Source organism: Sphingobacterium paramultivorum (assembly GCF_014109745.1).
In the GTDB taxonomy this organism is placed as follows: Bacteria; Bacteroidota; Bacteroidia; order Sphingobacteriales; family Sphingobacteriaceae; genus Sphingobacterium; species Sphingobacterium paramultivorum.
In genome coordinates this window covers 2,221,933-2,244,435 of record NZ_CP058555.1, presented here as the reverse complement: position 1 = coordinate 2,244,435, position 22,503 = coordinate 2,221,933, and the positions used below count along the sequence as shown (strand labels likewise).

The window sequence follows — 22,503 nt, the reverse complement described above, 5'->3', positions numbered from 1 at the left end:
CCTTTATGAAACACATTAAAAAGAAATATTTATTTCAAAAAAACCTCGTTTTGCCTAATAATCTACCACATATAGACTTGGATAAAGATTTAATTGACCAAAAAATCTTAAAAGAAAATTTTAGGAAAAGCCACATATTTGTTCAAACGACTGATAATGATCTTTATTTAGCTTTTATTCATAACAATTCTGGTACTTATGTACCGATTGCATTGCCGGACTTTACCTTGGTATATTTTGACTTTGCTTATCGTCTGAATAAACAAAGAGAAGATATAAAAAAGGATTTGTTAAAGAAGTTAGCAACAGTGGATGCTATCACGGAAGATCGAAGTAAGGAGCTTTACGAGTTTTTTGGTATTTCCACTTCCTGTATCATTAATCTTTTCACTTCAATTGAATCGTTTATAAACCATTTGTTGCCCAGTGATAAAAATTATGTTGCTAAGAGGAATAATCGAACAGAAATATATGACCGAGATCAAATCCAACTTCATATCTCGTTTATGGATAAATTGAAATTAGTTTTACCACAATTTTTTGGAAAGAATTTTTACTCTAAATCTACGAAGGCAAATTCTCATTTACAGAACTTAAAGGAGCTTAGAGATAATCTGATTCACACGAAATCAGATGATACGTTTGATAAGCATATAGAGATATTTAGAACGCTTCTTAATTTTAAATTTACTGAGACATTTGAAGCGATAACACAATTGTTCAATTTTTATCAACCAGGTTATCTTGAGCCATGTCCATGTAATCAGGACTTTTGATTTGGTCTTATACGTCTATAGCTTTACAGTTTTGGTTAAAAACGTAAAGGAAACATGAATGAACAAGTTTTGTCTCGATTTGAATTCGAAGAAGAATTTAAAGAGAAATTAGTAGAGCTGGTGCTTTATAAAAATGTGTCAGCAGAACAAACTGCAAGAAAGTATGGACTGCCCAATACGACGATCTTAATTAATTGGATTAACAATTATAAACGCAAATTAGAAAAGGGAGCCGTAACTTTAGTACCTATGGAAAAGCCAGGAACAAAAGACGTTACCGCTCTAAAAAAACGGATCAAGGATCTGGAGAAAGCTTTAGAAAAAGCCAATGTGCTAATTTACGGTCTTAACTTTATGATTGACCATGCTGAAAAGGAGAACAAAATTGCGATCCGAAAAAAGCGTGGTACCAAACAATAAAGCTAATCAAAGAAAAGCATGTGACAAGGATGGGAGTCGGTCCACTTTGTAAATTGTTTGGTAAAAGCCGACAAGCTTATTACGATCATATATGGCATCTTCACGACCATACTGATCAGGAAAATCTGGCTGTAGACATGGTTCGCCTTGTTCGCCGTGAACTACCTGGGTTAGGTGGTCACAAGCTTTATAAATGTCTATATACTCCTTTCCGAAGTAATGGAATAAATATTGGTAGAGACAAGTTATACAAGGTGCTCAAAAAACATAGATTATTGATAGACAGGAAAAAGAAGCGTACGCCAGGAACCACGAATTCAAATCATTCCTATCTGAAATATCCTAACCTAATCAAAGAGTTAGCACCTACGCGTAGTAATGAATTATGGGTTTCAGATATTACATATATTTCAGTAGGCTATGATTTCAATTATCTTTCTCTCATAACTGATGCATACTCAAGAAAAATTATGGGCTATTGCCTTCATCCCCAGCTGACTGCTCAAGGGGCAATTAAAGCTCTGCAAATGGCACTGAAGGAAAAACCGGTCCCCAATACTCTGATTCATCATTCGGATCGAGGTGTGCAGTACTGTTCCTTCGACTATATACTAAGGTTGAAAAAAGCGGGTGTAAAAATCAGCATGACAGAAAACGGAGAGGCCTATGAAAACCCTATTGCAGAAAGAATTAATGGTATATTAAAAACAGAATTTAAACTCAAAAGGGTATTTTCTTCAAGGAGTGAAGCCCTGTTGGAAGTGACTAAAAGTATAGAATCGTATAATCATTTGCGTCCGCACATGAGTTGTGATTTTCTAACACCTGCGGTAGCACATGTAACAGATGTACCATTAATCAAGCGTTGGAAAAACTGTAGGAAAAAATACAAAAGTTTACAAAAAAACAATTAAATTCATAATATCAATTCACCCACCAAAACTGTAAAGTAAGAACCGTATTAGACCATCTGTAAAGTTTTTTCAGGACGAGACAAACCAAAAATTTAATTTTCGAATATAGCAATATGCGTTGTGTAGAATAATGATTATAGCGTTATAATTTCAATTTCACCCCCAAATTTAGTTTTTAATTCCTTTTCAGTTGTTTTATGGGGAACCCCGATTGCTAAGAGCTGCTTTGGCCTAGAGCAAGCTACATAGATCATCCGCTGCTTTTCGTTAGGAAAGGATGTTGATCGTACGAAGCTATTTAGACCAACACTTTCCCCCGTACCAGTTTCATCTAAAAAATATAAGATGGCATCTAGGGTAGCCCCTTTAATTTTGTGAATAGTAGTTACAGGAATATTTTTACTAGAACTCGCAGGTTTATTGAAGAATGTATCAACCAATTCATTTTTCAAGTCTGCCATCTTATAACCTTTAATCAACTTTTTGAAAATAAATAATTCGGTTACATCAATATCAAAGTGGTCATAAAGACTTTGGATACATTTATTCGACCATGTAATCAGAGATTGGTTAGTTGGTGGAATCTTACTGAGATATTCATATAATTTTGCATTTATTAAAACATCCTCCTTTACCATTCTTATTAATTGTTGCATTTCCCCATATTTCATTTCAGGATGGAGAATTTTTAAAAAGAGCTTACGAAGCTCATTTATTGCTTCTTTGATAGAATTAACATCATATAAGTGTTTTATTAGTAAGATGCTATATGGAAAATCGCCTTTCCAAGGTGCTATTTCTGATCCTTCTCCAATAATTTTACGTAGCAACTTTTTACCTCTTACAACTATATGATTTTCTGAGAAGTTGAATTCTCTACATCTATTTTCAAAATCGCTAACAATAAGTTTTACATTATCTTCGGTATATTTGTAGATGAAAATTGGAAGATCCTTATTTTCAACTTGCAGAGAATTTATTCGTGCATCATTAGGACATCGAATAAGGCTAAAAAAATTTATTATTCGCTGTACAGATCTTCGATTATCAGTTAATAAAAGCCCGGTCCATGAAACATTAGTAAATTTATTTGCGAACAATTGGGGTTTCGCATCTCGCCATTCGTATAGGCTTTGATAAGGGTCACCAATTAATTCTAAGTTTCTCAAACCAAGATCTAATAATTTATCAAATATAGCATGCTGTATCTCAGAATTGTCTTGTGCCTCATCAATTATAATGTATGGAAACCTAGTCACCAACCAGACTCCAATCTGGGGATAGTTATTGAGAAGCTGTAATGCAAAGTAGGCTGAGTCGAGACTCGTAATAAAACCATTTTTCATTTTCCACTCAAAAACAGCTAAAGCATATTTATTGAATTCATCTAAATCAACGTTTTTCGGATCAGGTATTTTCCCCTTAAACGAAAAATTACCTCTCGCATCAATCCATATTGTGCTTGGCTCATAAGAACGATATAATGGCTTACCTAATTTGTTTTTATAACGGTTTGCAGGGCTGGCGATTGTTTCATATACTATCCCCTTTGATTCAAATTTGGTAGCAATAAGTTTATCAATAGTGTCTGCCTCATCAATAATATTAGGCCTATCAAATTTACCTTCAAGTAGGCTATAATAAGGCAAAGTTATATATTGATTGATAAAACTATCTATCGTTGAGACAAGGTTCGGGTATCTAAAATTATATCCATAAACTTTTCTATACTTTTGAAGGATCTCATCTTTGGCCACATTCGTAAAAGATAAGCATGCAATTCCTGCATGATTCCCGTACTTATTTTTACATTCAGCTTCTAACAGAGGTAATTTGCGAATTATATTTGTTGTCTTGCCACTGCCTGGACAAGCGTTTAGAACAATCTTGCCACGCGCATTTAAGTAAGCTTCGCTTTCTTCTGAATTTTCAAAAACCATATCTTAGGATTTTAAATGTGTGAATGCGGTCTCTATATATTTTGGTACAATAAAGCTTCTCTTAGCATCAGCCAAATTTTCGAGGATGTAATAAGAAAAATCTTGTGCAAAGACTGCTTTCCCCGGAAGACATTTCCATAGTAATAAAGCTATCTTTTCTTGTTGAATTTCATTTAAGACCTCTGGTAAAGTTTCCATATATTTATTAACTTTAGCAACTTCGGTGTGATGATTAGCACTTAAATATTTCATTAAGAAGTTTTGCGTAGTTTTAGTTTTGGTTTCTAAAATGTTGCTTCTACAAAGGTCATACTCCATAGTTTGAATAGCTGTGGATACTAAAATAGAGGACTGTCCGTTAGAAATGGATTTAAGATTTGTTATCCGGTTACAAGCAGTTGTGGTAGTTATATTAGTGTGCAACTCATTAAGTAGATGATGATTATTTTCTACCAATTTCTCAAGACTGCATTCCTTTTTTTTGGCAAGCGGATAACGGTCGTCATCAGTGAGTATTGCAATTTTTTTTGGCAAGCGCTTTTTCGGATCAGTACTATTAAACAAAAACATAAATGGATAAAAACTAATACCATCTACATTAACCATTTCTATTCTGTAGTCTTCAAGATGAAAGCTACAAACCTGACAGAACGCAGTAATAAGCAATTCTTCAGATATCCCCTCTACAAACAGGCAGCTTTTCGCGTAAAAAAGCTGAGATTTTGTAATATCAAGATAGCGTTGTAATTGTTTTCTTTTTGAATCGAAATCAGCCTGTGTTAAAGAAATGTGATTTGTTGTATCTTGAACGAGATTTTCACCTGCTCTACATTCGAATATGTTTCCTATTGTATACGCATTTTTATCCAGTAGAATCAAATTTTCGAAAGGGACCTTTGAAGTTAAAGTTGGAGAATGTGTTGTGATAAATAGTTGGCTCTGAGCTTGTGAATTAGCTTCTTTTAAAAAATTATAAAGGCTTAATTGAAGTTGAGGGTGTATATGGGCCTCAGGCTCCTCAATTAATAAAATGTAGTGAGGTATCTTGTCATCAAAAAAACGCTCTTTAATATCTCCTAAAACTGTAGCAATGTAAATTAAGTTATTAAATCCAAGGCTATTTTGCCATAACTGAAATCCTTCAATTGAGTTATTCTCCCAATCATGTGGCAAATAAGGTTTGATAACATTAACAATATATTCAATCTTTGATTGTTCAATATGTAGGCCTATTGCACTTTTGTCACTATGTTTATAGATATTAAAGAGGTTGGTATTGATATTAGTTTTTGTATCAACCACTTCTTTTTGTTGAAGTAACTGATCATTCGCAACTTTAATTATGTCTTTAATTTTGTCCTCAGTTCCGTTTCGGTCGACCAGCCTTTTAATAACTTTACCTAATATATTTCCTCTTATTGTTAATAAATCTTTTGTGCTGTCACGAATAGCACTAAGGTAATAGTGTTGAAAAAGATTAAAAGTGTTAATATCAGCCTTTTGTCCATCAGCATTTCCTGTTGAATACGAAAATACTGGAAAACGTTTCTCATCATCTTTATATTGGATCTCAATTCTTGCAAAGTCATTCGCATGATTTTCAGGGTCGACGACCATATATTCATAAAATGCGCCTTTTTGTTCAATACTTAGCTCTTTAAATTCGTAAACAATATGAATTAATTTACTTCTTTCGATAGTTAGCCCACCTGCTTCTAGTGGCATTACCGTCTCATGGAAATCTTCTTTTGAAACAGTAATTTCTCTGGTCGGTTCGCCAATATTGTATAAAAGTCTAATTGCATCAACTAAAGCTGATTTGCAAGAACCATTTTCTCCTATGATAATATTAATTTTGGAAGAAAAACTTACATCTAAATCTGTTATTCCCTTGTAATTAGAAATAATAATCCTTGATAAATACATGGCTATTTTGGTTTTGATGAAGATAGTTAATTCTTCTTTAATTTTAACAATATCAGTTACATTTCTTAACCAAAAGCTATATCATATCAAGTATTTGGTTCCAATATCTACATATATCCGAACTGTCCTTTCAAATTAGTATAAAACCTCTATTTTAATTATTTTCAAATTACTGCCATGATTCTGTCACCAAATATAAATCCTGCCATTACCAATAAATAAGGAAACAATCCGGAGTATAGAATGGTTCTGAAATTCTTTATGGATTTGTAGTTTAAAATTCTTGCCTGAATAAAATTACTCCATCACCTTTTTCTTATGGTTTATTCCCCAATCCTTAAGTGCATAAATAATCGGGGTCAGAGTGTCAGCGTAAGGTTCGAGTTGATACGATATTTTTATTGGATATTCATCAATAATAATTCTCTTCAGCAGTTTATGCTGTTCAAGATCCTTAAGTTCTTTCGCTAATACTTTCGGTGTAATTCCGGGAATACTTTCCTGAATATCCGTAAAACGTTCATTACCAACACCTACTGATATGATGATGGGGACTTTCCACTTTCCATTAATGACGTCTAAGGTGTCTCTTACCGGTTTTATGGTATCCAGACAGTCGCAATGTATTTTTTTTTGTGCCATTATTTTAGTTTTTTTATTTAATGTTACGTCAATTTTAGCTGGAGATTTCTACCGTATTGATTTCTTCCATTACTTCAGCAAACAGTTCGGCAGACTTAATTCTATCAGTGATATCATAAATCGTTGATACCATAATAAGTTCATCAACTTGAGTCTCTTCCAGAAACGCTTTTGTCTGTTCTTTTACGGTTTCCTTAGTGCCCACAAAGGAGTATTTCAGCATCTGATGCAAACTTGGATGATGGAAAATGTCTTTCAGTTCATCGGTCATTTCTGTAGGTGGATGCAAAGGCTGGGAATTTCCAGTCAAAACACCGAAAAACATTCTGATCAGTGACGTGAACAACCTTTGTGCTTCTTCATCAGTATCTGCAACAATCACATTAACACCGGCAATCGTGTAGGGTTTTTCCATCATTTCGGAAGGTTGAAATTCTTCACGATAGATTTTTAAGCCGTGCATCAAATGGTTGGTAGCAAAGTGGCTTGCAAATGCATACGGCAATCCCTTTTGAGCCGCTAAGTGTGCACTGTCGGTACTTGATCCCAAAATGTAAATAGGAACATTGGCATCTTCCGCTATGGGTACTCTTACTTTTCCTTTGCTATTTGATTTTGAAAAATAATTTTCGATTTTTTCGATTTCTGAAGGGAAAGATTGTGCAGCTTTCATAAAGTCGGATCGGATTGCTTGTGCCGTCAATGTATCTGTACCGGGAGCTCTTCCCAAACCCAAATCAATTCGGTTTGGATAAAGATGAGCGAGGGTTCCAAACTGTTCTGCTATGATTAATGGCGAATGATTGGGCAGCATAATTCCACCGGATCCTACTCTTATTTTGCTGGTATTTTCAGCTACATAACCTATTAATACAGTAGTTGCACTGCTGCCTACCGAAGCCGAATTATGATGTTCCGCAAACCAATAGCGTTTATAATTTTTTGTTTCTGCCACTTTGGCCAATTCCAGTGAATGGTGTATTGTCTCTCTGAATGTGCTGCCTTCTGATACGACGGCTAGTTCTAAAATGGAGTAAGCGATATGTTTTTTCATTTTTCGGAATTTTGATTTGTTAAATAACATTCATAATAATACTTCTTCTATTACCCCATAAATCAATGCAAAGTTATAAATTGAACCTTTATTATTGATAGTAGTTAACAAAAAGATAGTGGATAGTTCTGCTATTACTTAATGTTGAAAGAATATATTTCTTGTTTAAAAATTTGTTCTGAATGCTGGTTTTGGAAGCTCAAGGTTTCCCCGAAGTGTTTTTTCTTCATAATCAGTATGGAAAATTTCTCGTTCCTGTAAAATAGGAACTACCAATTCGATAAAGTCTCTGAGACCGTACGGATGATCCTGTTTGATCATCAGCATATCCATAATTCCCATTTCGTACCAATTTTGAATTTCATCAGCAACTCTTTCGGTAGATCCCAAAAACAGCGGTGGTGGAATTCTTTGATAGGGATTCAATGCAGCCAGCTCCATATACTTTTGATGCGCTTCAGCATCCGTTCGACCCACGATTGGATTTTGCGAAGTTGCTATGATAAAATTGTCAGGATTTCTATTCTTCTCATCCAATTTTTTTCTCAGTGCCATTGCGGTATATTTTATTTCTTCCAACGAGAACCCTCCTATGAATGCACCGTCTGTGTAAGTCGTTGCAATGTCAACAAATGTTGGCGAACTTCCTGCGGTGTATAATACAGGTCTTCCCTGAACGGATCGGCTTAGATTCAACGGTCCTTCGACGGAAAAATATTTCCCTCTGTAGTTCGTAAGATGCATTTTTTGTGGATTTAAAAAAAATCCATTTTCTTTATCTCTTACAAATGCATCATCCTCATAGGTGTCCCATAAGTTCCTTATAATTTCTAAAAACTCGCGATGCATAGGATACTGATCAGCTTTCGACAAGTGACCCCGACTGAAATTGACCATCCCTCCCGGATTGGAAGTTATGGCATTCAGTGACGCTCTTCCTCGGCTTATTTTATCTAAAGACAGGACCTGACGCGCTACATTATAAGGATCTGTATAAGAACTTGAAGCCGTCATAGAAAGTCCTATTCGTTCGGTCTTCATCGCTAAAGCAGACATTATAGAAACGCCTTCGAACATACTCAGATAATGCGGAATATTTCCTGGTCCTACGTGGCTTACATCAATCAAAAATAAACTTTCAAATTTTGCATCTTCTGCAAGTTTGGCCTGTTGAACGTAAAAGTCAATATTTTCACTAGCGTCTGCCGGCATATCTGGATGTTGCCAAGCGGTATGATTCCAACCTGTACCTTCGATAATGGCGGCAAGTTTTAATTTTTTTCTAGTACCCATATTACTTGGTGATTTATTTAAATGTGTTAATGGAGTACAATTTTTTCTGAAGTAGTATTCAAACCATTTTTACACTTTACAAAATTACATCAAAATAACTAACTAAAAGATAGTAGTTTCCTAAAGGAAAGTGAAATTAATCTATTGAATAAGAGAGTATATTTTTTTTCATACTAAATTAAAAATCGACTTTCCTTTAGGAAAGGACTATACAATTGATAGTGAATTATCTATAACTTTGCACGACATAAGAGTATAGAATTCTGCTAAGCTCACGAGTAGTAAAAATAAAACTCGGACAGACAGTAGAAATAATATTAACTAGAGTAAAATTTTTAAAAATGAAAAGATTAGAAAATAAAGTTGCCATCATAACAGGTGGTGCAAGAGGATTGGGAGAAGCTCACGCAAGGTTATTTGTTGAGCACGGAGCGAAAGTCATCATCACTGATGTGCTTGAAGAGGAAGGTGCTGCCTTGGCAGAATCACTGGGAGATAACGCCATTTTTATAAAACACGATGTTACCAGCGAAGATGGATGGAAAATAATAGTAGAAACGGCTGAAAAGCATTTTGGTAACATTACTGTCCTGGTCAACAATGCCGGTATCGCCGGTAAATTTGCCAATGTTGCCGATCTTGATTTCAATGAATACAAAAAGGTAATGGCTGTAAATAGTGATGGTGTATTTTTAGGGATGAAATCAGTCATTCCTTCGATGCTAAAAGCAGGTCAAGGATCTATTGTCAATATTTCCTCCGTTTCAGGATTGCAGGTAGCCCCAGGATCCCCAAATGCCGCCTATGTAGGAAGTAAGTTTGCAGTCACAGGGCTTACAAAGATGGCAGCTTTAGAATATGCAACCCGCAATATCAGAGTTAATTCGGTGCATCCAGGTGGCGTAAAAACTGGAATTGTAGATCCAAAATTATTTGACGATCCAAAAATTTTAGAACCTACTCCGTTGGGAAGATTAGCTGCACCCATTGAGGTGGCGTACGTTTCCTTATTTCTGGCTTCTGATGAAGCATCTTACCTTACTGCTGCTGAATATAAGGTAGACGGAGGAATGACTGCAAAATAATCATTTTATAAAGATAAAGGAATGAATATAGGAATTATTGGAGCCGGTCTGATTGGCAAAACACTGGCAAAAAAATTAAGTGATTCAGGGCATACCGTTTCATTAGCTGATGCAAAAGGTGTGAGCGAGATACTGGATATCGCAAATGATGCTGGCGCAAAAGCGGTTGATGTAGGGGATGTTTTCAGAGATCTGGAAGCTTTAATTTTAGCAATTCCTCTGCTGAGAATTCCGGAACTGGCACAGACTTTAAAAGGTAAGTTAGATGATAACGTTGTTGTTGTGGAAACAACGAACTACTGGCCACATCGTGACGGACGCATAGAAGAAATTGAAAACGGCACTGTCAACAGTGTTTGGGTACAGCAACAGCTGGGTCGAACTGTCGTAAAAAGCCTTTAGTAATATCAGTGCGTACAGCCTTTTGGCGGAAGGAAAACCGAAAAACAGTGCTGGTAGAATTGCTATAGCAGTTTCGGGAGACGTTCAAAAAGAAATAGACCTGGTAATGGGATTGGTAGATGATGTAGGATTTGATGCACTCGATGCAGGAACATTGGAAGATTCCTGGAGACAGCAGGCTTGCGGTCCCGCATATTGCACAGACCTGCAATTAGACGAACTTGTTAAAGCAAGGGAATCCGCAGTAAAGGAGACCTTGGTAGATCAACAAAACCTGTCGTTTGAAACAATGAAAGATCTGGGTCAGGAATTTTTCGACATTCTGGTGTCGGGAAAATATCCGGATGACTTTGTGGATCACGCAGTAGATATAAACCGTTCAATAAATGGCTTACTATCAAGAAACAGTAAAAAGTGAATTTTAAACAATAAGAATAATTCTTAAAATAATCAGAATATGAAAATAGGAATAATAGGTACTGGCGCAATAGGCGGTACAATTGCAAAAAAAATGGCATTGGCCGGTCACAGTGTGAAAATCAATAATTCGGACGATGTCGAAAAATTAAATGCCCGTGCTGAAGAGTTGGGTGTAACAGCTGCAAATCAGAAAGAAGTGGTAAAGGATGTAGATGTGATCATTTTATCTTTGCCTACTATAGCCATCCCAACTTTACCCAAAGATTTGTTCGCGGACGTTCCGGAAAATGTAATTGTGGTAGATACTTCAAATTATTATCCATTCCGCGATGCAGATATTGAAGAGATCAAAAACGGAAAAGTAGAAAGTGTTTGGGTATCTGAACAATTGGGAAGACCCGTTATAAAAGCCTTCAATACCCTATTGGCAGAAACACTTGCCAGTGGTGGAAAAAAAACTGGTGCTGAAGACAGAATTGCAATGGCCGTAGCCGGTGATGATGCCGAGGCAAAAAAGGTAATAGCGGGATTGGTTAATGATGCCGGTTTTGATGTAGTTGATTCCGGTAACCTTTCCGAATCATGGAGACATCAGCCAGGTACACCGGCTTACTGTACTGAATTGGATGCAGCAGAATTAAAACAGGCATTGGTAGATGGCGTGAAAGAAAATGCACCTATTTTGAGAGATAAAGCTATTGCTGAACTTTCAGCTAGGTCAAGCTATCCGTCTCATCCCGATGTTGTTGAATACAATAGAGAATTGTTTGAAAAAAATCCTAGGACAAAGTAAAAAGCAAAAGCTAATCTGTATAACTCCTCTTAACTATTTAGGAGGTGTTTTTGTTTTTTGTCAAACTTTAAAAAATAAATCTTGCCAAGAGATTTTTGATCAAAATGAAATGGTATGCTGCTGATGTTCAAAGTAACGCTCTTTCCAACAGTTTTTAATCACAAAATAGCTATAACGACAACTAAAATATTGAATTTGACCGCTAGTAAATTTTCGTTAAAACGTTTCATTATTACCTACTTCTGTATCATTATAATGCATATTAACTGCATAATTTTGCCTATATCAAATAGCTAAAAAATTCAATAATGGCAAAAACAATTTTTATAACAGGAGCATCCCGCGGATTTGGAAGAATTTGGACAGAAGCATTCCTAAAACGTGGCGATAATGTAGTTGCGACTGTTCGTAATTCTGAAACCTTAGCAGAGCTAAAAAAAGAATTTTCATCAAATCTTTTGGTTCTTAAACTTGATGTTACAGACAGAATCGGAAGTTTCGAAGCAATTGAAACCGCAAAAAACCATTTTGGAGGAATCGATGTATTAATAAACAATGCAGGTTTTGGGCACGTTGGAGCTGTAGAAGAACTTAACGAGGATGATGTAAGAGCACAATTTGAAACGAATGTACTGGGTTCATTATGGATGATTCAGGCGGTTTTACCCATTATGCGTGAGCAAAATTCGGGTCAGATCATTCAGCTTTCAAGTGCTTTGGGATTAAATACAGTACCGTTAATGGGACTTTACAGTGCCGCAAAATTTGCAGTTGAAGGGCTTACAGAAACATTGGCCAGCGAAGTAAGCGGTTTTGGCATTAAAGTAACCATCGTAGAACCGGGCGGATTCGCTACAGATTTCTTTGGAAACAATTCTCTTGCGGTCAGTTCAACAGTTTCTGCTTACGACACCATAAGAAAAGATTTTTATGAGCACGCAGAAGACCAGGATTCCGGTAATCCAAATGCCACGGCTACAGCTATCCTGGGTTTAGTTGATGCTGAAAATCCACCATTAAGACTACTGTTAGGTAAAAATGCATTCACCTGGACACAACACACTTACGCCGAACGTCTTAAAACCTGGGAATCTTGGCAGGATGTCTCTGTAGCAGCACACGGTTAACAGAAATTTAAAATGAGCGGGATCTGACTTTTCCAGAATCTACTTTTAATATCGTTTAAAAAAATATGGAACATTTTACTAAAATTAGCGACCTGCACGAGGCTTTCGGTATTAAGCCGCCTGAAAACCCGCTTTTTAGTGTGGTCTATGGCGAGCAAGATATGTGCAAAGGGAATAATAAACTTGAATTTTCTTCCGGATTTTACATCATCGGATTCAAAAAATTGAAATCGGGGAGTATGTCGTATGGTAAAACCAAATATGACCACGACCTAGGTTCCATGTCGTTCATAAAGCCACAGCAGAAAGTAGCATTCCAAAACGTAATGCTAGAGGAAAAAGGCTTTTTAATTATTATTCACGAAGATTTTTTAGCCGGAACAGCACTTTACAACGAAATAAAAAAATACAGTTATTTCGATTATGAAGTCAACGAAGCTTTACACCTTTCACCTGCGGAAGAAAATATCATCTGGAATTTGTATTTCAATATCGAAAAAGAGTACAATAACAATACGGACGAGCTAAGTAAGTCTATCATTATCAGTCATCTTGATTCAATGCTAAAATATGCACAACGGTTTTATAAAAGACAGTTTATCAACCGAAAGCAATTAACAGGATCAACGGTAACGAAGTTTAATGCGCTGCTTGTTGCAAATTTTGATGACAGAAAAACAAAGGACATTGGATTGCCTACGGTAGCGCAGATGGCAGAAAAGCTGCATATATCATCCCGTTATTTAACCGATTTACTTAAAGAAGAAACAGGTAAGACAGCCCTGGAGCTCATCCATCTGTTTTTAATCGCCGAAGCCAAAAATTTACTGACTGAAGGTGAACTCAATATCTCTGAAATTTCGTACCTGTTAGGTTTTGAAAACACGACTTATTTTTCCCGTCTCTTTAAGAAAGAAGTAGGTGTCACCCCTAATCAATTCAGAGCACGCTTCTTAAACTAACAATAGCAGTGGCCAATAATTGACTTATAAATACAACATCACAACGTATGGAACGTACAGCAAAAGCACATTGGTCTGGTACTATAAAAGAAGGTACAGGGGAGTTGACTACCCAAAGTGAAATTCTAAACAAGACAAATTACAGTTTCAAAACCCGTCTTGAAGAAGATAAAAAAGGAACAAATCCTGAAGAATTATTGGTAGCAGCACATTCTGCATGTTTTACTATGGCGGTTAGTTTTGCATTAACAGAAAAAGGACTAAATCCAACATCATTGGATACCGAAGCTACATTGACCATGGAAGGTCTTGCAATAGCAGGAATTCATCTTTCAATCTCTGGGGCAGTGCCCGGCATTAGTGCAGATGAATTCGAAATCATTACAAAAGGTGCTAAAAAAAATTGCTTATTTTCTAAAGTATTGAATATACCAATAAGTTCGAAAGCACATTTAATAGCCTAAATAACCAGAAGGTTATTGATCTTTTGCATAGTGTAAACATCCTATTTTAAACTTTATAAAAACAAATAAAACAATAAAAATGGCAAGTAAGATAGCATTAGTAACAGGCGCAAGCCGTGGACTGGGTAAGGATTCCGTTTTGCAACTGGCAAAAAAAGGGTTTGATATTATCCTTACATATCAAACCAAAAAAGAATTTGCCGATGAGGTGGTAACGGAAATTGAAAGTATCGGACAAAAAGCATTTGCATTATCTCTTGATATCTCAACAACGGCAGGTTTCGATCAATTCACAGTGGAGGTGAAAAATATTTTGGATACGCAATTTTCTTCTGCAAAACTGGATGCACTTGTAAACAACGCAGGCATAGGAATCAACCAGAGCTTTGAAACGATGACGGAAGAAATCGTCGATCTCATGACCAATATCCATTTCAAAGGTCCATATTTTTTAACACAGAAACTATTACCTTTATTAAATGACGGAAGCAGTATCGTGAATATTTCTTCGGGTTTGGCAAGATTTTCATCTCCAGGGTACTCTGCTTATGGCGCCATGAAGGCTGCGATCGATGCATTATCAAGATACCAGGCTTTGGAACTGGGAAGTAGAAAAATAAGAGTCAATGCACTTGCTCCAGGTGCAATTGAAACTGATTTTGATGGTGGTGTTGTCCGTGATATGTCAGACGTAAATAAATACTTAGCTTCCGAAGCAGCTCTGGGAAGGGTAGGATTGCCGGATGATATTGGCAGTGTGGTAGCATTCCTTTGTTCGGATGATTCCAAATGGATTAATGCGCAACGGATAGAAGTTTCTGGTGGATATAGAATATAATATTTTTATTTTTTCCGCTTCCAACGAAAGTAAAATCAAGGTGCATATCACGAATTGCAGGGCATCTTTTTTATTAAAAATATTAGTTTAAATTGATGGAAATCTGGTCATTATAGAATTCATATAAATATTGCTTTTTTTTACCTATTATTGCAACTAACGTCAATACCGGAAATACTACATATGAAATTTGAAACCACCGATTGGTGGTTTCTTTTTTTTTAAAAATTTAATGGGGTACTTCTGTATTTACTTCATGATTTCATTAATTAGAATTTTCTGCCAAAATAAATTGATATGTTAAGCATGGGAAAGCTTTGGGTATCGTAAGTCCTGAAGATTGTTGATTAAATAGAGCCTATGGAGAGACGGATTTTGGGGGTATTCCCGGATGCACAGGCGAAGGCCATGAGGAACAGGCATTTGCCAACCGCATGAAGAAAAAGAAGAAACACAGAAAACAGGAAGGACAACAATAAGTTAATATTTAGTGTCTTTCGTCAAAAGGGCAATTAACACTACCTTTCTATCAATTTCGGGTTAGAGCTTTCAGGTATTGATCTCTACGCATATTCGAACTATCTTTTTTAAGATGGTATGAGGGCACGTTTTTGAAAACAGTAAAATAACTGCCATGATTCTGCCATAATAAATTTGCTTTGACTTTTATGATATTTTGAAGCGGCGGTGTATACGTGAAATCAAAATACTAGAATCTTTATACGATTTAGACCATCTATTAATTTTTGGAACAATCTGAATTATCCTTTTTTAAGCCTAAATAACATTCCGGAAGCTATAGCGATAAGGCTGTAAGATAATAAAGGTCCTAAACTCATAGTTTTCGATAAAAGATAGCATGTGGAACAAATACCAATCACAGTAAGTGATATTAGAATCGGTTTTACCCATTTTAAATTAATTTTATAATGATTCAATAGATAAAATATTAATATATATACTAATAATGTAGGAAGAGACAATACCATTCCGCCTATCAATATCCACGGGAAAAGCCACATATCATTGAATACTTCTTGGTTCTCAAAGCCTCCATAAATTGAAAGGATGATAGGAGCTATCAATATCGTGGTTCCCCAATGCTTAAATATATACGACCAGTTCATCTAATAATTTCCCTTACTCGGGATCACATGCCTTACACCACCTCTAGGATTCTCCATATCGCCAGCATAACGGGGGATGAGATGACAATGAAAATGGAACACTGTCTGTCCGGCAGATTCACCACAGTTCATGCCGATGTTGTAGCCATCAGGTGTGAACTCAGACTCGACTAAACACCGCGCTAGACCAATCGCATTATCTAGGTCAGCTTTTTCCTCAGGACTGAGCTCAAAATAATCTGTACGAAGTTCCTTGCTTATTATAAGTGTGTGACCTGGGCTAACTGGAAAACCATCACGGATCAGGAAGAAATGTTGTGTTTCTCCGATTTGTTTATCTGTTGGTAGTTCTAAAAAGTTTTTGATACTGCTCATAACTTAAATTTCTCTAGAGATTAGTTTTCATCATCAAATAGAGTAGGAGTGTGTCGGTGAAGCGATAGAAACTGCTGTTCTACTTTCCCGCAACTGATTTCATCTTTTTCATCGACTCGTCAATTGTTTTCATTAAATAATCGATAGACGAATTTACTTCTTCGTTTGGAATAACCAAAGGTTTAATATCCCCTCTTGGAAAATCCATTTTACCGGCAAGTTCAGGGAAAAGAAAGTTTAGTTTTTCGTCATTCAGTCCACTGTAATCCAAGAAAGTCCAACCTTTGACACCTGGTTCTTTGACTGCCATCAAAGTCGCATACCTAATCATTTTTTTTGTGCTGTCTGGTATACCTAAGACTATCAATTGTGGAAAGAAACAGTACTGAATATTTCTTACTTTGGAAATTTCCCTATCGGTATAGTTGATTACCGAATCTATTGTGACATTATCTTTTTGTATCTCCGCCACACTTTTTTTAAAAAGCTTTAAGGCATTTTCTTTTCCGCCCATTGGTTTAATTAGCCTTGGCGAGGTTAGGTTTAAGGTGGCTAGTGGATTGTTAAGAGTCGAGATCGCGCTCATTTTCGATAGCGCAATTTTAAGCTCAGGATCTTTCTGAGCATAACTATATGTAAAATTGACAATGATGGCAACTACTATTAATAAAAAGGATCTCATGGCGTTTTGTTATTCTAAAAATTTCCTGGCAGTTCAATCCAGGGTTCCCATTCATGAATGGAATAGGAGAGAGCTAGATTATACTGCGCTTGCAGAAAGATACGTCTTTTTTCTTTTGTCTTGCCCATTTGATTTATAATCGTTTCGGCAAGTGGGTGTTTACTTTCGATGTAGAACTCATTTCGGTTATAAAGCCTTTCTAAGTACCGGCGATGTGGTACCCTTGCACTTTTATCACCGTTAATTTTAGGATCAGCTAGAACCAAATTCCAGATGCCATTAATATTTGCTTCCTCAGCTGCATGCGCTTTTTTATTAAGGTGCGGTAGGAAATGATCTACTTCACAGATGTTGTCCGATCCTTTATTAACAAATATATCTTGATAGGAGTAGAAGCATTTGCCTTTTTGGTAACCGTTTAATGCATCTCTGACAGAAGTAATATCAATACGACGCATAAATGAATCAACAAACAATTCCTGTTTTAAAGAATCGTGTTTGACTTCTAATAGATTGGGATTTATTTGGAGGTTCCAAGCCGTTTCGACCAGATTCCATCTCGCATCAACTTCTTGCTCCAAATTGATGAATTGTAGCGTCTCCCTTAATTTAAATATATCGTCGGTAAGAATGATCTCCTTTCTGCCGTCAGCATAGTTTTTTTGATAAAAAGGATCTTTGATAATGTCGCCATTTACATTTTGAAAGGCATCGACAACGTTGACAAAACCGAATTTAATTGTCGTTTGGATCAACTGATCTTCATTGATCCGACCAGCAATAAAGTCCCGACAGGTATTTAAGAATTTGCTCGAGGTAGAATTACCTTGCTTATCACTTTTCCGTAAATGATCAACAATATTCTTGGAGAAGGGCGCAGCTAAATCTTCCAACGACAACGACGATTTGCCAGAAGGCAATAGCTCAATGATTGACTTAGCAAAAGCAAATTTATATGTCGCTGAATTTTTGCCAAACAGTATAATCGCTCGCCATTGCGATTCGAGACTGGGGTCGTTTATCTGAAACTTTGTAGACATGTTTTTCTTAGTTAACGAAATACGCTATAAAATCTCCGCCTCCCCAATAAGGTTAGGGACCTCGTACAGCCACCATTTACGGCCTTTTGTCAAATATTTCTCCACCTGTTTTGTCAGGTGAAGGCGAACTGTAGCAATAGTTTCTTCCCCTGGCATCAATTTCTCTCCTTCAAAATATATGTCTCCTGTAAAAAATTGATATACTTTAGCTTCAGAAGTGTATTCAAACACATGATTTGGTCGATATCCTGAGATAATACCCGTTTTACGAACTCCGTTTTCAGTAGATGTTAACCTTATCCTTGCTTTAACGATAAACATTCCATTTACAGCTAGAAGCTCATCTTGACTAGCAAGGCGATACTTCTCATATATTGCGCTATCGAAAATTTCCAACTCATCAGTATCTAACCTCCGTTTATAAACTGACTTATCATTTATATAAAGGTGCAATTCGTTTTCAGGATGATCTATAGCTGCCATATTGATTCGATGATATATTTATTTACTCTTCTCCGTCAAAAGGATCATTAAATTCTTCAATCAATTCTTTCGCGATAGGAATATCAGCAGGAGCAAGCTTCCAATTTAATAAGTCACGAACTTCCACCCACTCGAGTTGATCGTGATCGGTAGAATCTGTTGCTATATTTTCAGTCTCGCAGATGAAAGAGATCAATTCAATAGTGATATTTTCGTAATGTTGAACTGTATTAAAAAAGTGCTTTTTAATATTCACGTCCAAATTAAGTTCTTCCATTAATTCCCGTTTTAACGAATCCTCGTGAGCCTCTGCTTCCTCAACCTTGCCTCCCGGAAATTCCCAGTAGCCACCTAGAGATTTTTCTGGTTTCCGTCTACAAATCAGGACAAAACCATCTTTGAATATAATTCCACAAACAACTTTAATGATAGTCATGTCGTTTAATTTATTTTACTTTTATTTCGAAGAATAATAGCCTCTTTACTAGGTTGAAATTCAGTGGTTTTAGGGAGATTTAATTTTCTCCCATTGTATATTTTATATTCAGAATTTTTTAGAGAGTCATCAATACCAATTGTATACGTCTCAGAATCTATAGTTATTAGTTGTAGATCAAAGAGTGTATGTAAATCGGCTCGAAGCAGTATCCCATTTTGAACATGATTTGTATCCTTCCCATTATAAGGAATTATATGTGCAGCTTCTAAAATTTGTTGGACCGTGGATCCCGAAATAGCGCATTGAAAATTGTATGCGTGTAAGAGATTTAGTCTAAATTTACCCTGTCCCTTCCTATCTGTAATTTCTCTTGTAATTCGTTCCTTTGCATCTTGAATATTTTTAGGGTCAAATTGTGTAAATAATGTATTAGTAAGAACTAATTCATTTACACTAAGGTCAGAGCTACTAACATACCCGAGCTTATAAAGTACAAGGTTTAATGAAATCTCAAGATGATTAATTAGATCGCTATCGTCAACAAGTTCGTAATGGAACTCTTTAGGATTTGCGAATGTGTTATTGTATTTCGTATTCTCCTTGCCGCCGTCAACATCAATTAATAGTTCGTCCTTATTGGATTTTTTTCTAATAATAACATCCAATCCTTTTGGATGCGTTTTAGATTCGGCACAACCTGCAACAGCACCTCTTCCCAGCTTATCAAAACATATCACTACATAGATGCCATTTGAAACTTTCTGCTCGGGAGGCAAGATGGAGACATGCAGAATGTTTGGGAAGTTGGAAGCTCCTTTTGAGTATTCAAATTTTAGATCTACACCCTTGTAATTTCTAAATCTATCTTCAAGCTTATTTCTAAACGCAGAGAGATTCGCAAACACAGGCTTAACGAGTTCAGAATTTGTTGATATCGTTTCACCTTTAATCGGCGGATTGTTTTGCCTAAAGGAACAAAGTTCATTAAATTCTTTTTCAATCATTTTTTGAGTAGTAATATGTGACTATTCTTTTAAGCTGTTGCTTTATCACAACTTAATTCATTTAATATTAAATTAACTATACAGCAGGAGGAGCGGGATAATTGTCGTCGCTAGGTTTAACAGCTTTAACAATATCCTTTAAAATTTCATTTTGCTCGCGTAACGCTGCGGTGTGATCACGTTTGACGATTAGGTATCTATCAAGGAGATTTGAAAGAACCAGGTACAGCCCGTAGAGACAGATTGCAATAAATCCTCCGTATATGAGGTACATGAATAATCCGAATGAGAACATAATTTATAGTTTATTGGTTAAGGAATTTTTAGTTTCAAAATCTTTTAGCCATAAAGTATCCACTTTCTTAATTGCTTTCCTTATCGTGTGCTCAGGTACTTCCATCTTTAACTCATAAATGGCCTCACCGCGATTTCTTGGGTCTTTATCATTTGCAGATTTCCTAAAAGTATTAGTGTTCTTTACTAATCCCTTTAATAAACCACTCGTCCAATCGATAGAAGTTTCTAAATTTAGAACTGGCGGCAGTTTAGGAATTATGTCAGAATTGACAAATCGAGTACCCTTTGGGAGATTTTTTATAATGATAATAACGTATGCATTTATAAAACTGGAGATTACATTGGCTTTTTCATTTGTATTATGTTGTATATATTGTTGCGTTTTAATGTTAACTGTATTTAGCTCAAATGGATTAAAATTGTCATCAATAAAATCTTCAATAACTCTGTTAAATATTTTAGATATATAGTAAGCAGCTTCTAACGACACTTTTTTCTTTAAGGAAGAGTATTTGATATCAAATTGTTTAAGCAAGTTGTCGATATCGGTCGCAGAAAGACCTAAATGCTCTCTTGCAGTTTCAACATTTTTTAAGAAAATAAAAGGTATATCCATATTGTTTAAATAGAGTGACTTCCATTTTTAAATATTGCTTTGAAAAATGGAAATGATTGTTTATATTTGTTTTATAATAAATGCGACAACAAGTGTGGGAGCAGTCCTACACTAACGATGTCTCTCGTTTGAGAAAACCGGCAAAATTTTACCTGCGAGAAGACTGCGAGTTCGCCATTCTATTGGATTATTTTTATCTTTACCGATATTTAATAGCCAATAGGGCGAGCTTTGCATCAGTCTTTTTGGAGGTGAAGCAGAAAAATCTCTTGTAGATTATACTGCCAAAGGGTTTCCTGCCGGTTTCCCTCAACCATATAAGCAGCAAGGTTCGCCCTATTGGTTTCTATCAATCTGAGCTTCCTTAAACTTTTCGAGTGTCATCGTTTTTATAACCAAAAATGATTATGATAAAACGATTCAAAGACCGCCAAGAACCCTGCGCTCACCTCAAGGAGGTTAGCATTCGGTTTCGCTACTCAATTTTAATAAGTAAGATTATTCGAGGACCTGAATAATCAGTTAAAAAATATAAAACCAAAATAGGGGATAGCGGCATCCGCTTAATAGCTTGTGCCGAAAAGGTGTAAACTAGAAAGGCCCTTAGACTAGGTTTTCCCGATCTGTATCAGATACACTATGCCCTTTAATTTTGTGTAATTAATTAAATTGCTCTTACGAGACTTCGAACACCTTAAATGTAGCACTTTTATTTCTAAACAACAAAATTAAATACTATAATTTTGTATTGTTATTCTATACTAAATAGATCGGGTTTTTATTTCTTTCCGAGAGGAAGCGCCATAACGACCCCTAATGATGACTTGTAACCAATTTGCAGGCGCTTTGCGGAACTGTTAATTTTTTCTTGTTGTACAGCAGTATTTAAAAAATACTGCAAATGACAACCCTTTTTAATGCGAAAAAATCGCAAATGGGGAAGCTATGCTCTTTTCAAAAATTACGGCAGGGCTCAAGTCATCTTTATTGAACCTATAAAATGAACCAAAAATATTCAAATGTGCTAGCCCTAGAACTGGCACTCTATGAAATACACGATAAGGGATATGATCCTATCCAAAAAATTACCGACTTCTGGGAAAAGTATGACCTCATAAGTATTCAGAATACAATCAATCTGTTATTAAAAAATCACACGGATACGAACTACATGAACGAAATCTATGTAGTCAGCCATAAAAAGGTTTTTTCAGCTGACCTGTTTCGTTTATTAGTCGCCTATTTTATGGCGCATACCAATCCCGTTGCAATCGATAACATCGATATATCCGATGCGGAGACCACCCAGATCAGTAGGCAAGAACTCTCGATCACGAAAAGGATCCATGAGTTTTTTGGACGAATTACAGACTAACCTTAACAA

General features: G+C 35.9%; 24 protein-coding genes. 12 read left to right on the top strand and 12 right to left on the bottom strand.

All coding sequences use genetic code 11. The features are described 5' to 3' along the window. The first annotated feature begins 5 nt into the window (after window positions 1–5). The 3 genes from HS960_RS09775 to HS960_RS09765 are packed head-to-tail and all read left to right on the top strand — an operon-like array spanning window position 6 to window position 2,110. Window positions 6–776, top strand: a complete 771-nt coding sequence (locus HS960_RS09775) for a hypothetical protein (RefSeq protein WP_182332406.1) — start codon at window positions 6–8, stop codon at window positions 774–776. Between the two features lie 54 nt (window positions 777–830). Then, the gene (locus tag HS960_RS09770; RefSeq protein WP_182330952.1) at window positions 831–1,196 is read left to right on the top strand and encodes a transposase; all 366 of its coding nucleotides are present in this window, start codon (window positions 831–833) and stop codon (window positions 1,194–1,196) included. Window positions 1,197–1,225: 29 nt separating this feature from the next. Continuing rightward, the gene (locus HS960_RS09765) at window positions 1,226–2,110 is read left to right on the top strand and encodes an IS3 family transposase (RefSeq protein WP_182330953.1); all 885 of its coding nucleotides are present in this window, start codon (window positions 1,226–1,228) and stop codon (window positions 2,108–2,110) included. Between the two features lie 134 nt (window positions 2,111–2,244). Here the strand turns inward: HS960_RS09765 and HS960_RS09760 are convergent, their stop codons facing one another. The 5 genes from HS960_RS09760 to HS960_RS09740 form a co-directional block, all read right to left on the bottom strand. Continuing rightward, window positions 2,245–4,050 (bottom strand): UvrD-helicase domain-containing protein, encoded by a 1,806-nt coding sequence (locus tag HS960_RS09760; RefSeq protein ID WP_182332405.1) that lies wholly within the window; start codon window positions 4,048–4,050, stop codon window positions 2,245–2,247. Window positions 4,051–4,053: 3 nt separating this feature from the next. Beyond that, on the bottom strand, window positions 4,054–5,976 hold the full coding sequence (locus tag HS960_RS09755) for an ATP-dependent nuclease (RefSeq protein WP_182332404.1): 1,923 nt from the start codon (window positions 5,974–5,976) through the stop codon (window positions 4,054–4,056). Window positions 5,977–6,273: 297 nt separating this feature from the next. After that, on the bottom strand, window positions 6,274–6,618 hold the full coding sequence (locus tag HS960_RS09750; protein ID WP_182332402.1) for a winged helix-turn-helix transcriptional regulator: 345 nt from the start codon (window positions 6,616–6,618) through the stop codon (window positions 6,274–6,276). Between the two features lie 34 nt (window positions 6,619–6,652). Further along, window positions 6,653–7,672, bottom strand: coding sequence for an LLM class flavin-dependent oxidoreductase (locus HS960_RS09745; RefSeq protein ID WP_182332400.1), 1,020 nt, complete (start codon window positions 7,670–7,672; stop codon window positions 6,653–6,655). Between the two features lie 165 nt (window positions 7,673–7,837). After that, on the bottom strand, window positions 7,838–8,965 hold the full coding sequence (locus tag HS960_RS09740; protein ID WP_182332398.1) for an LLM class flavin-dependent oxidoreductase: 1,128 nt from the start codon (window positions 8,963–8,965) through the stop codon (window positions 7,838–7,840). A gap of 341 nt (window positions 8,966–9,306) precedes the next feature. Between HS960_RS09740 and HS960_RS09735 the strand changes: the two genes are divergently transcribed. From HS960_RS09735 to HS960_RS09705, 8 genes are all read left to right on the top strand, one after another. Next, window positions 9,307–10,050, top strand: a complete 744-nt coding sequence (locus HS960_RS09735; protein WP_182332396.1) for a glucose 1-dehydrogenase — start codon at window positions 9,307–9,309, stop codon at window positions 10,048–10,050. 21 nt (window positions 10,051–10,071) lie between these two features. Then, complete coding sequence (locus tag HS960_RS26785; protein WP_202883779.1) at window positions 10,072–10,452, top strand: NAD(P)-binding domain-containing protein; 381 nt, start codon at window positions 10,072–10,074, stop codon at window positions 10,450–10,452. A 22-nt stretch (window positions 10,453–10,474) separates the two neighbouring features. After that, window positions 10,475–10,870 carry an NAD(P)-binding domain-containing protein gene (locus HS960_RS26780; RefSeq protein ID WP_202883778.1) on the top strand — a complete coding sequence of 132 codons (396 nt, stop codon included), beginning with the start codon at window positions 10,475–10,477 and terminating at the stop codon, window positions 10,868–10,870. A gap of 39 nt (window positions 10,871–10,909) precedes the next feature. After that, the gene (locus tag HS960_RS09725) at window positions 10,910–11,665 is read left to right on the top strand and encodes an NADPH-dependent F420 reductase (RefSeq protein WP_182332394.1); all 756 of its coding nucleotides are present in this window, start codon (window positions 10,910–10,912) and stop codon (window positions 11,663–11,665) included. A gap of 308 nt (window positions 11,666–11,973) precedes the next feature. Then, window positions 11,974–12,792, top strand: a complete 819-nt coding sequence (locus HS960_RS09720; RefSeq protein ID WP_182332392.1) for an SDR family NAD(P)-dependent oxidoreductase — start codon at window positions 11,974–11,976, stop codon at window positions 12,790–12,792. A gap of 65 nt (window positions 12,793–12,857) precedes the next feature. Continuing rightward, window positions 12,858–13,754, top strand: a complete 897-nt coding sequence (locus HS960_RS09715; protein ID WP_182332390.1) for a helix-turn-helix domain-containing protein — start codon at window positions 12,858–12,860, stop codon at window positions 13,752–13,754. A gap of 47 nt (window positions 13,755–13,801) precedes the next feature. Then, on the top strand, window positions 13,802–14,218 hold the full coding sequence (locus HS960_RS09710) for an OsmC family peroxiredoxin (protein WP_182332388.1): 417 nt from the start codon (window positions 13,802–13,804) through the stop codon (window positions 14,216–14,218). A 79-nt stretch (window positions 14,219–14,297) separates the two neighbouring features. Further along, window positions 14,298–15,056, top strand: coding sequence for an SDR family NAD(P)-dependent oxidoreductase (locus HS960_RS09705; RefSeq protein WP_182332386.1), 759 nt, complete (start codon window positions 14,298–14,300; stop codon window positions 15,054–15,056). Window positions 15,057–16,183: 1,127 nt separating this feature from the next. Here the strand turns inward: HS960_RS09705 and HS960_RS09700 are convergent. The 7 genes from HS960_RS09700 to HS960_RS09670 form a co-directional block, all read right to left on the bottom strand. After that, a complete protein-coding gene (locus HS960_RS09700; protein WP_182332384.1) occupies window positions 16,184–16,558 on the bottom strand; it encodes an HIT family protein in 375 nt (124 codons plus the stop codon). A gap of 79 nt (window positions 16,559–16,637) precedes the next feature. After that, window positions 16,638–17,240, bottom strand: coding sequence for a hypothetical protein (locus HS960_RS09695; protein WP_182332382.1), 603 nt, complete (start codon window positions 17,238–17,240; stop codon window positions 16,638–16,640). A gap of 14 nt (window positions 17,241–17,254) precedes the next feature. After that, on the bottom strand, window positions 17,255–18,280 hold the full coding sequence (locus HS960_RS09690; protein WP_182332380.1) for an HNH endonuclease family protein: 1,026 nt from the start codon (window positions 18,278–18,280) through the stop codon (window positions 17,255–17,257). A gap of 24 nt (window positions 18,281–18,304) precedes the next feature. Then, window positions 18,305–18,763: a hypothetical protein gene (locus tag HS960_RS09685; protein WP_182332378.1), complete on the bottom strand. Its 459-nt coding sequence runs from the start codon at window positions 18,761–18,763 to the stop codon at window positions 18,305–18,307. A 22-nt stretch (window positions 18,764–18,785) separates the two neighbouring features. Further along, entirely contained in the window at window positions 18,786–19,199 is a 414-nt protein-coding gene (locus HS960_RS09680; protein ID WP_182332376.1) for a (deoxy)nucleoside triphosphate pyrophosphohydrolase, read from the bottom strand. 5 nt (window positions 19,200–19,204) lie between these two features. Then, window positions 19,205–20,206 carry an HNH endonuclease gene (locus tag HS960_RS09675; RefSeq protein WP_182332374.1) on the bottom strand — a complete coding sequence of 334 codons (1,002 nt, stop codon included), beginning with the start codon at window positions 20,204–20,206 and terminating at the stop codon, window positions 19,205–19,207. A 298-nt stretch (window positions 20,207–20,504) separates the two neighbouring features. After that, complete coding sequence (locus HS960_RS09670; protein WP_182332372.1) at window positions 20,505–21,119, bottom strand: hypothetical protein; 615 nt, start codon at window positions 21,117–21,119, stop codon at window positions 20,505–20,507. A gap of 1,000 nt (window positions 21,120–22,119) precedes the next feature. On the opposite strand from HS960_RS09670, the gene HS960_RS09665 reads away from it, so the two are divergent. Further along, window positions 22,120–22,494 carry a hypothetical protein gene (locus HS960_RS09665; protein ID WP_182332370.1) on the top strand — a complete coding sequence of 125 codons (375 nt, stop codon included), beginning with the start codon at window positions 22,120–22,122 and terminating at the stop codon, window positions 22,492–22,494. The last annotated feature ends 9 nt before the right edge of the window (window positions 22,495–22,503 follow it).

Bases quoted from the DNA above. Each gene is read 5' to 3' on its own strand.
- HS960_RS09710 (WP_182332388.1), top strand. From the start codon at position 13,802: ATGGAACGTACAGCAAAAGCACATTGGTCTGGTACTATAAAAGAAGGT.
- HS960_RS09750 (WP_182332402.1), bottom strand. From the start codon at position 6,618: ATGGCACAAAAAAAAATACATTGCGACTGTCTGGATACCATAAAACCG.
- HS960_RS09725 (WP_182332394.1), top strand. From the start codon at position 10,910: ATGAAAATAGGAATAATAGGTACTGGCGCAATAGGCGGTACAATTGCA.
- HS960_RS09760 (WP_182332405.1), bottom strand. From the start codon at position 4,050: ATGGTTTTTGAAAATTCAGAAGAAAGCGAAGCTTACTTAAATGCGCGT.
- HS960_RS09735 (WP_182332396.1), top strand. From the start codon at position 9,307: ATGAAAAGATTAGAAAATAAAGTTGCCATCATAACAGGTGGTGCAAGA.
- HS960_RS09755 (WP_182332404.1), bottom strand. From the start codon at position 5,976: ATGTATTTATCAAGGATTATTATTTCTAATTACAAGGGAATAACAGAT.
- HS960_RS09770 (WP_182330952.1), top strand. From the start codon at position 831: ATGAATGAACAAGTTTTGTCTCGATTTGAATTCGAAGAAGAATTTAAA.
- HS960_RS09685 (WP_182332378.1), bottom strand. From the start codon at position 18,763: ATGGCAGCTATAGATCATCCTGAAAACGAATTGCACCTTTATATAAAT.
- HS960_RS09705 (WP_182332386.1), top strand. From the start codon at position 14,298: ATGGCAAGTAAGATAGCATTAGTAACAGGCGCAAGCCGTGGACTGGGT.
- HS960_RS09765 (WP_182330953.1), top strand. From the start codon at position 1,226: ATGGGAGTCGGTCCACTTTGTAAATTGTTTGGTAAAAGCCGACAAGCT.
- HS960_RS09690 (WP_182332380.1), bottom strand. From the start codon at position 18,280: ATGTCTACAAAGTTTCAGATAAACGACCCCAGTCTCGAATCGCAATGG.
- HS960_RS09665 (WP_182332370.1), top strand. From the start codon at position 22,120: ATGAACCAAAAATATTCAAATGTGCTAGCCCTAGAACTGGCACTCTAT.
- HS960_RS09775 (WP_182332406.1), top strand. From the start codon at position 6: ATGAAACACATTAAAAAGAAATATTTATTTCAAAAAAACCTCGTTTTG.
- HS960_RS09720 (WP_182332392.1), top strand. From the start codon at position 11,974: ATGGCAAAAACAATTTTTATAACAGGAGCATCCCGCGGATTTGGAAGA.
- HS960_RS09715 (WP_182332390.1), top strand. From the start codon at position 12,858: ATGGAACATTTTACTAAAATTAGCGACCTGCACGAGGCTTTCGGTATT.
- HS960_RS09670 (WP_182332372.1), bottom strand. From the start codon at position 21,119: ATGGATATACCTTTTATTTTCTTAAAAAATGTTGAAACTGCAAGAGAG.
- HS960_RS09680 (WP_182332376.1), bottom strand. From the start codon at position 19,199: ATGACTATCATTAAAGTTGTTTGTGGAATTATATTCAAAGATGGTTTT.
- HS960_RS09740 (WP_182332398.1), bottom strand. From the start codon at position 8,965: ATGGGTACTAGAAAAAAATTAAAACTTGCCGCCATTATCGAAGGTACA.
- HS960_RS09695 (WP_182332382.1), bottom strand. From the start codon at position 17,240: ATGAGATCCTTTTTATTAATAGTAGTTGCCATCATTGTCAATTTTACA.
- HS960_RS09745 (WP_182332400.1), bottom strand. From the start codon at position 7,672: ATGAAAAAACATATCGCTTACTCCATTTTAGAACTAGCCGTCGTATCA.
- HS960_RS09675 (WP_182332374.1), bottom strand. From the start codon at position 20,206: ATGATTGAAAAAGAATTTAATGAACTTTGTTCCTTTAGGCAAAACAAT.
- HS960_RS09700 (WP_182332384.1), bottom strand. From the start codon at position 16,558: ATGAGCAGTATCAAAAACTTTTTAGAACTACCAACAGATAAACAAATC.
- HS960_RS26785 (WP_202883779.1), top strand. From the start codon at position 10,072: ATGAATATAGGAATTATTGGAGCCGGTCTGATTGGCAAAACACTGGCA.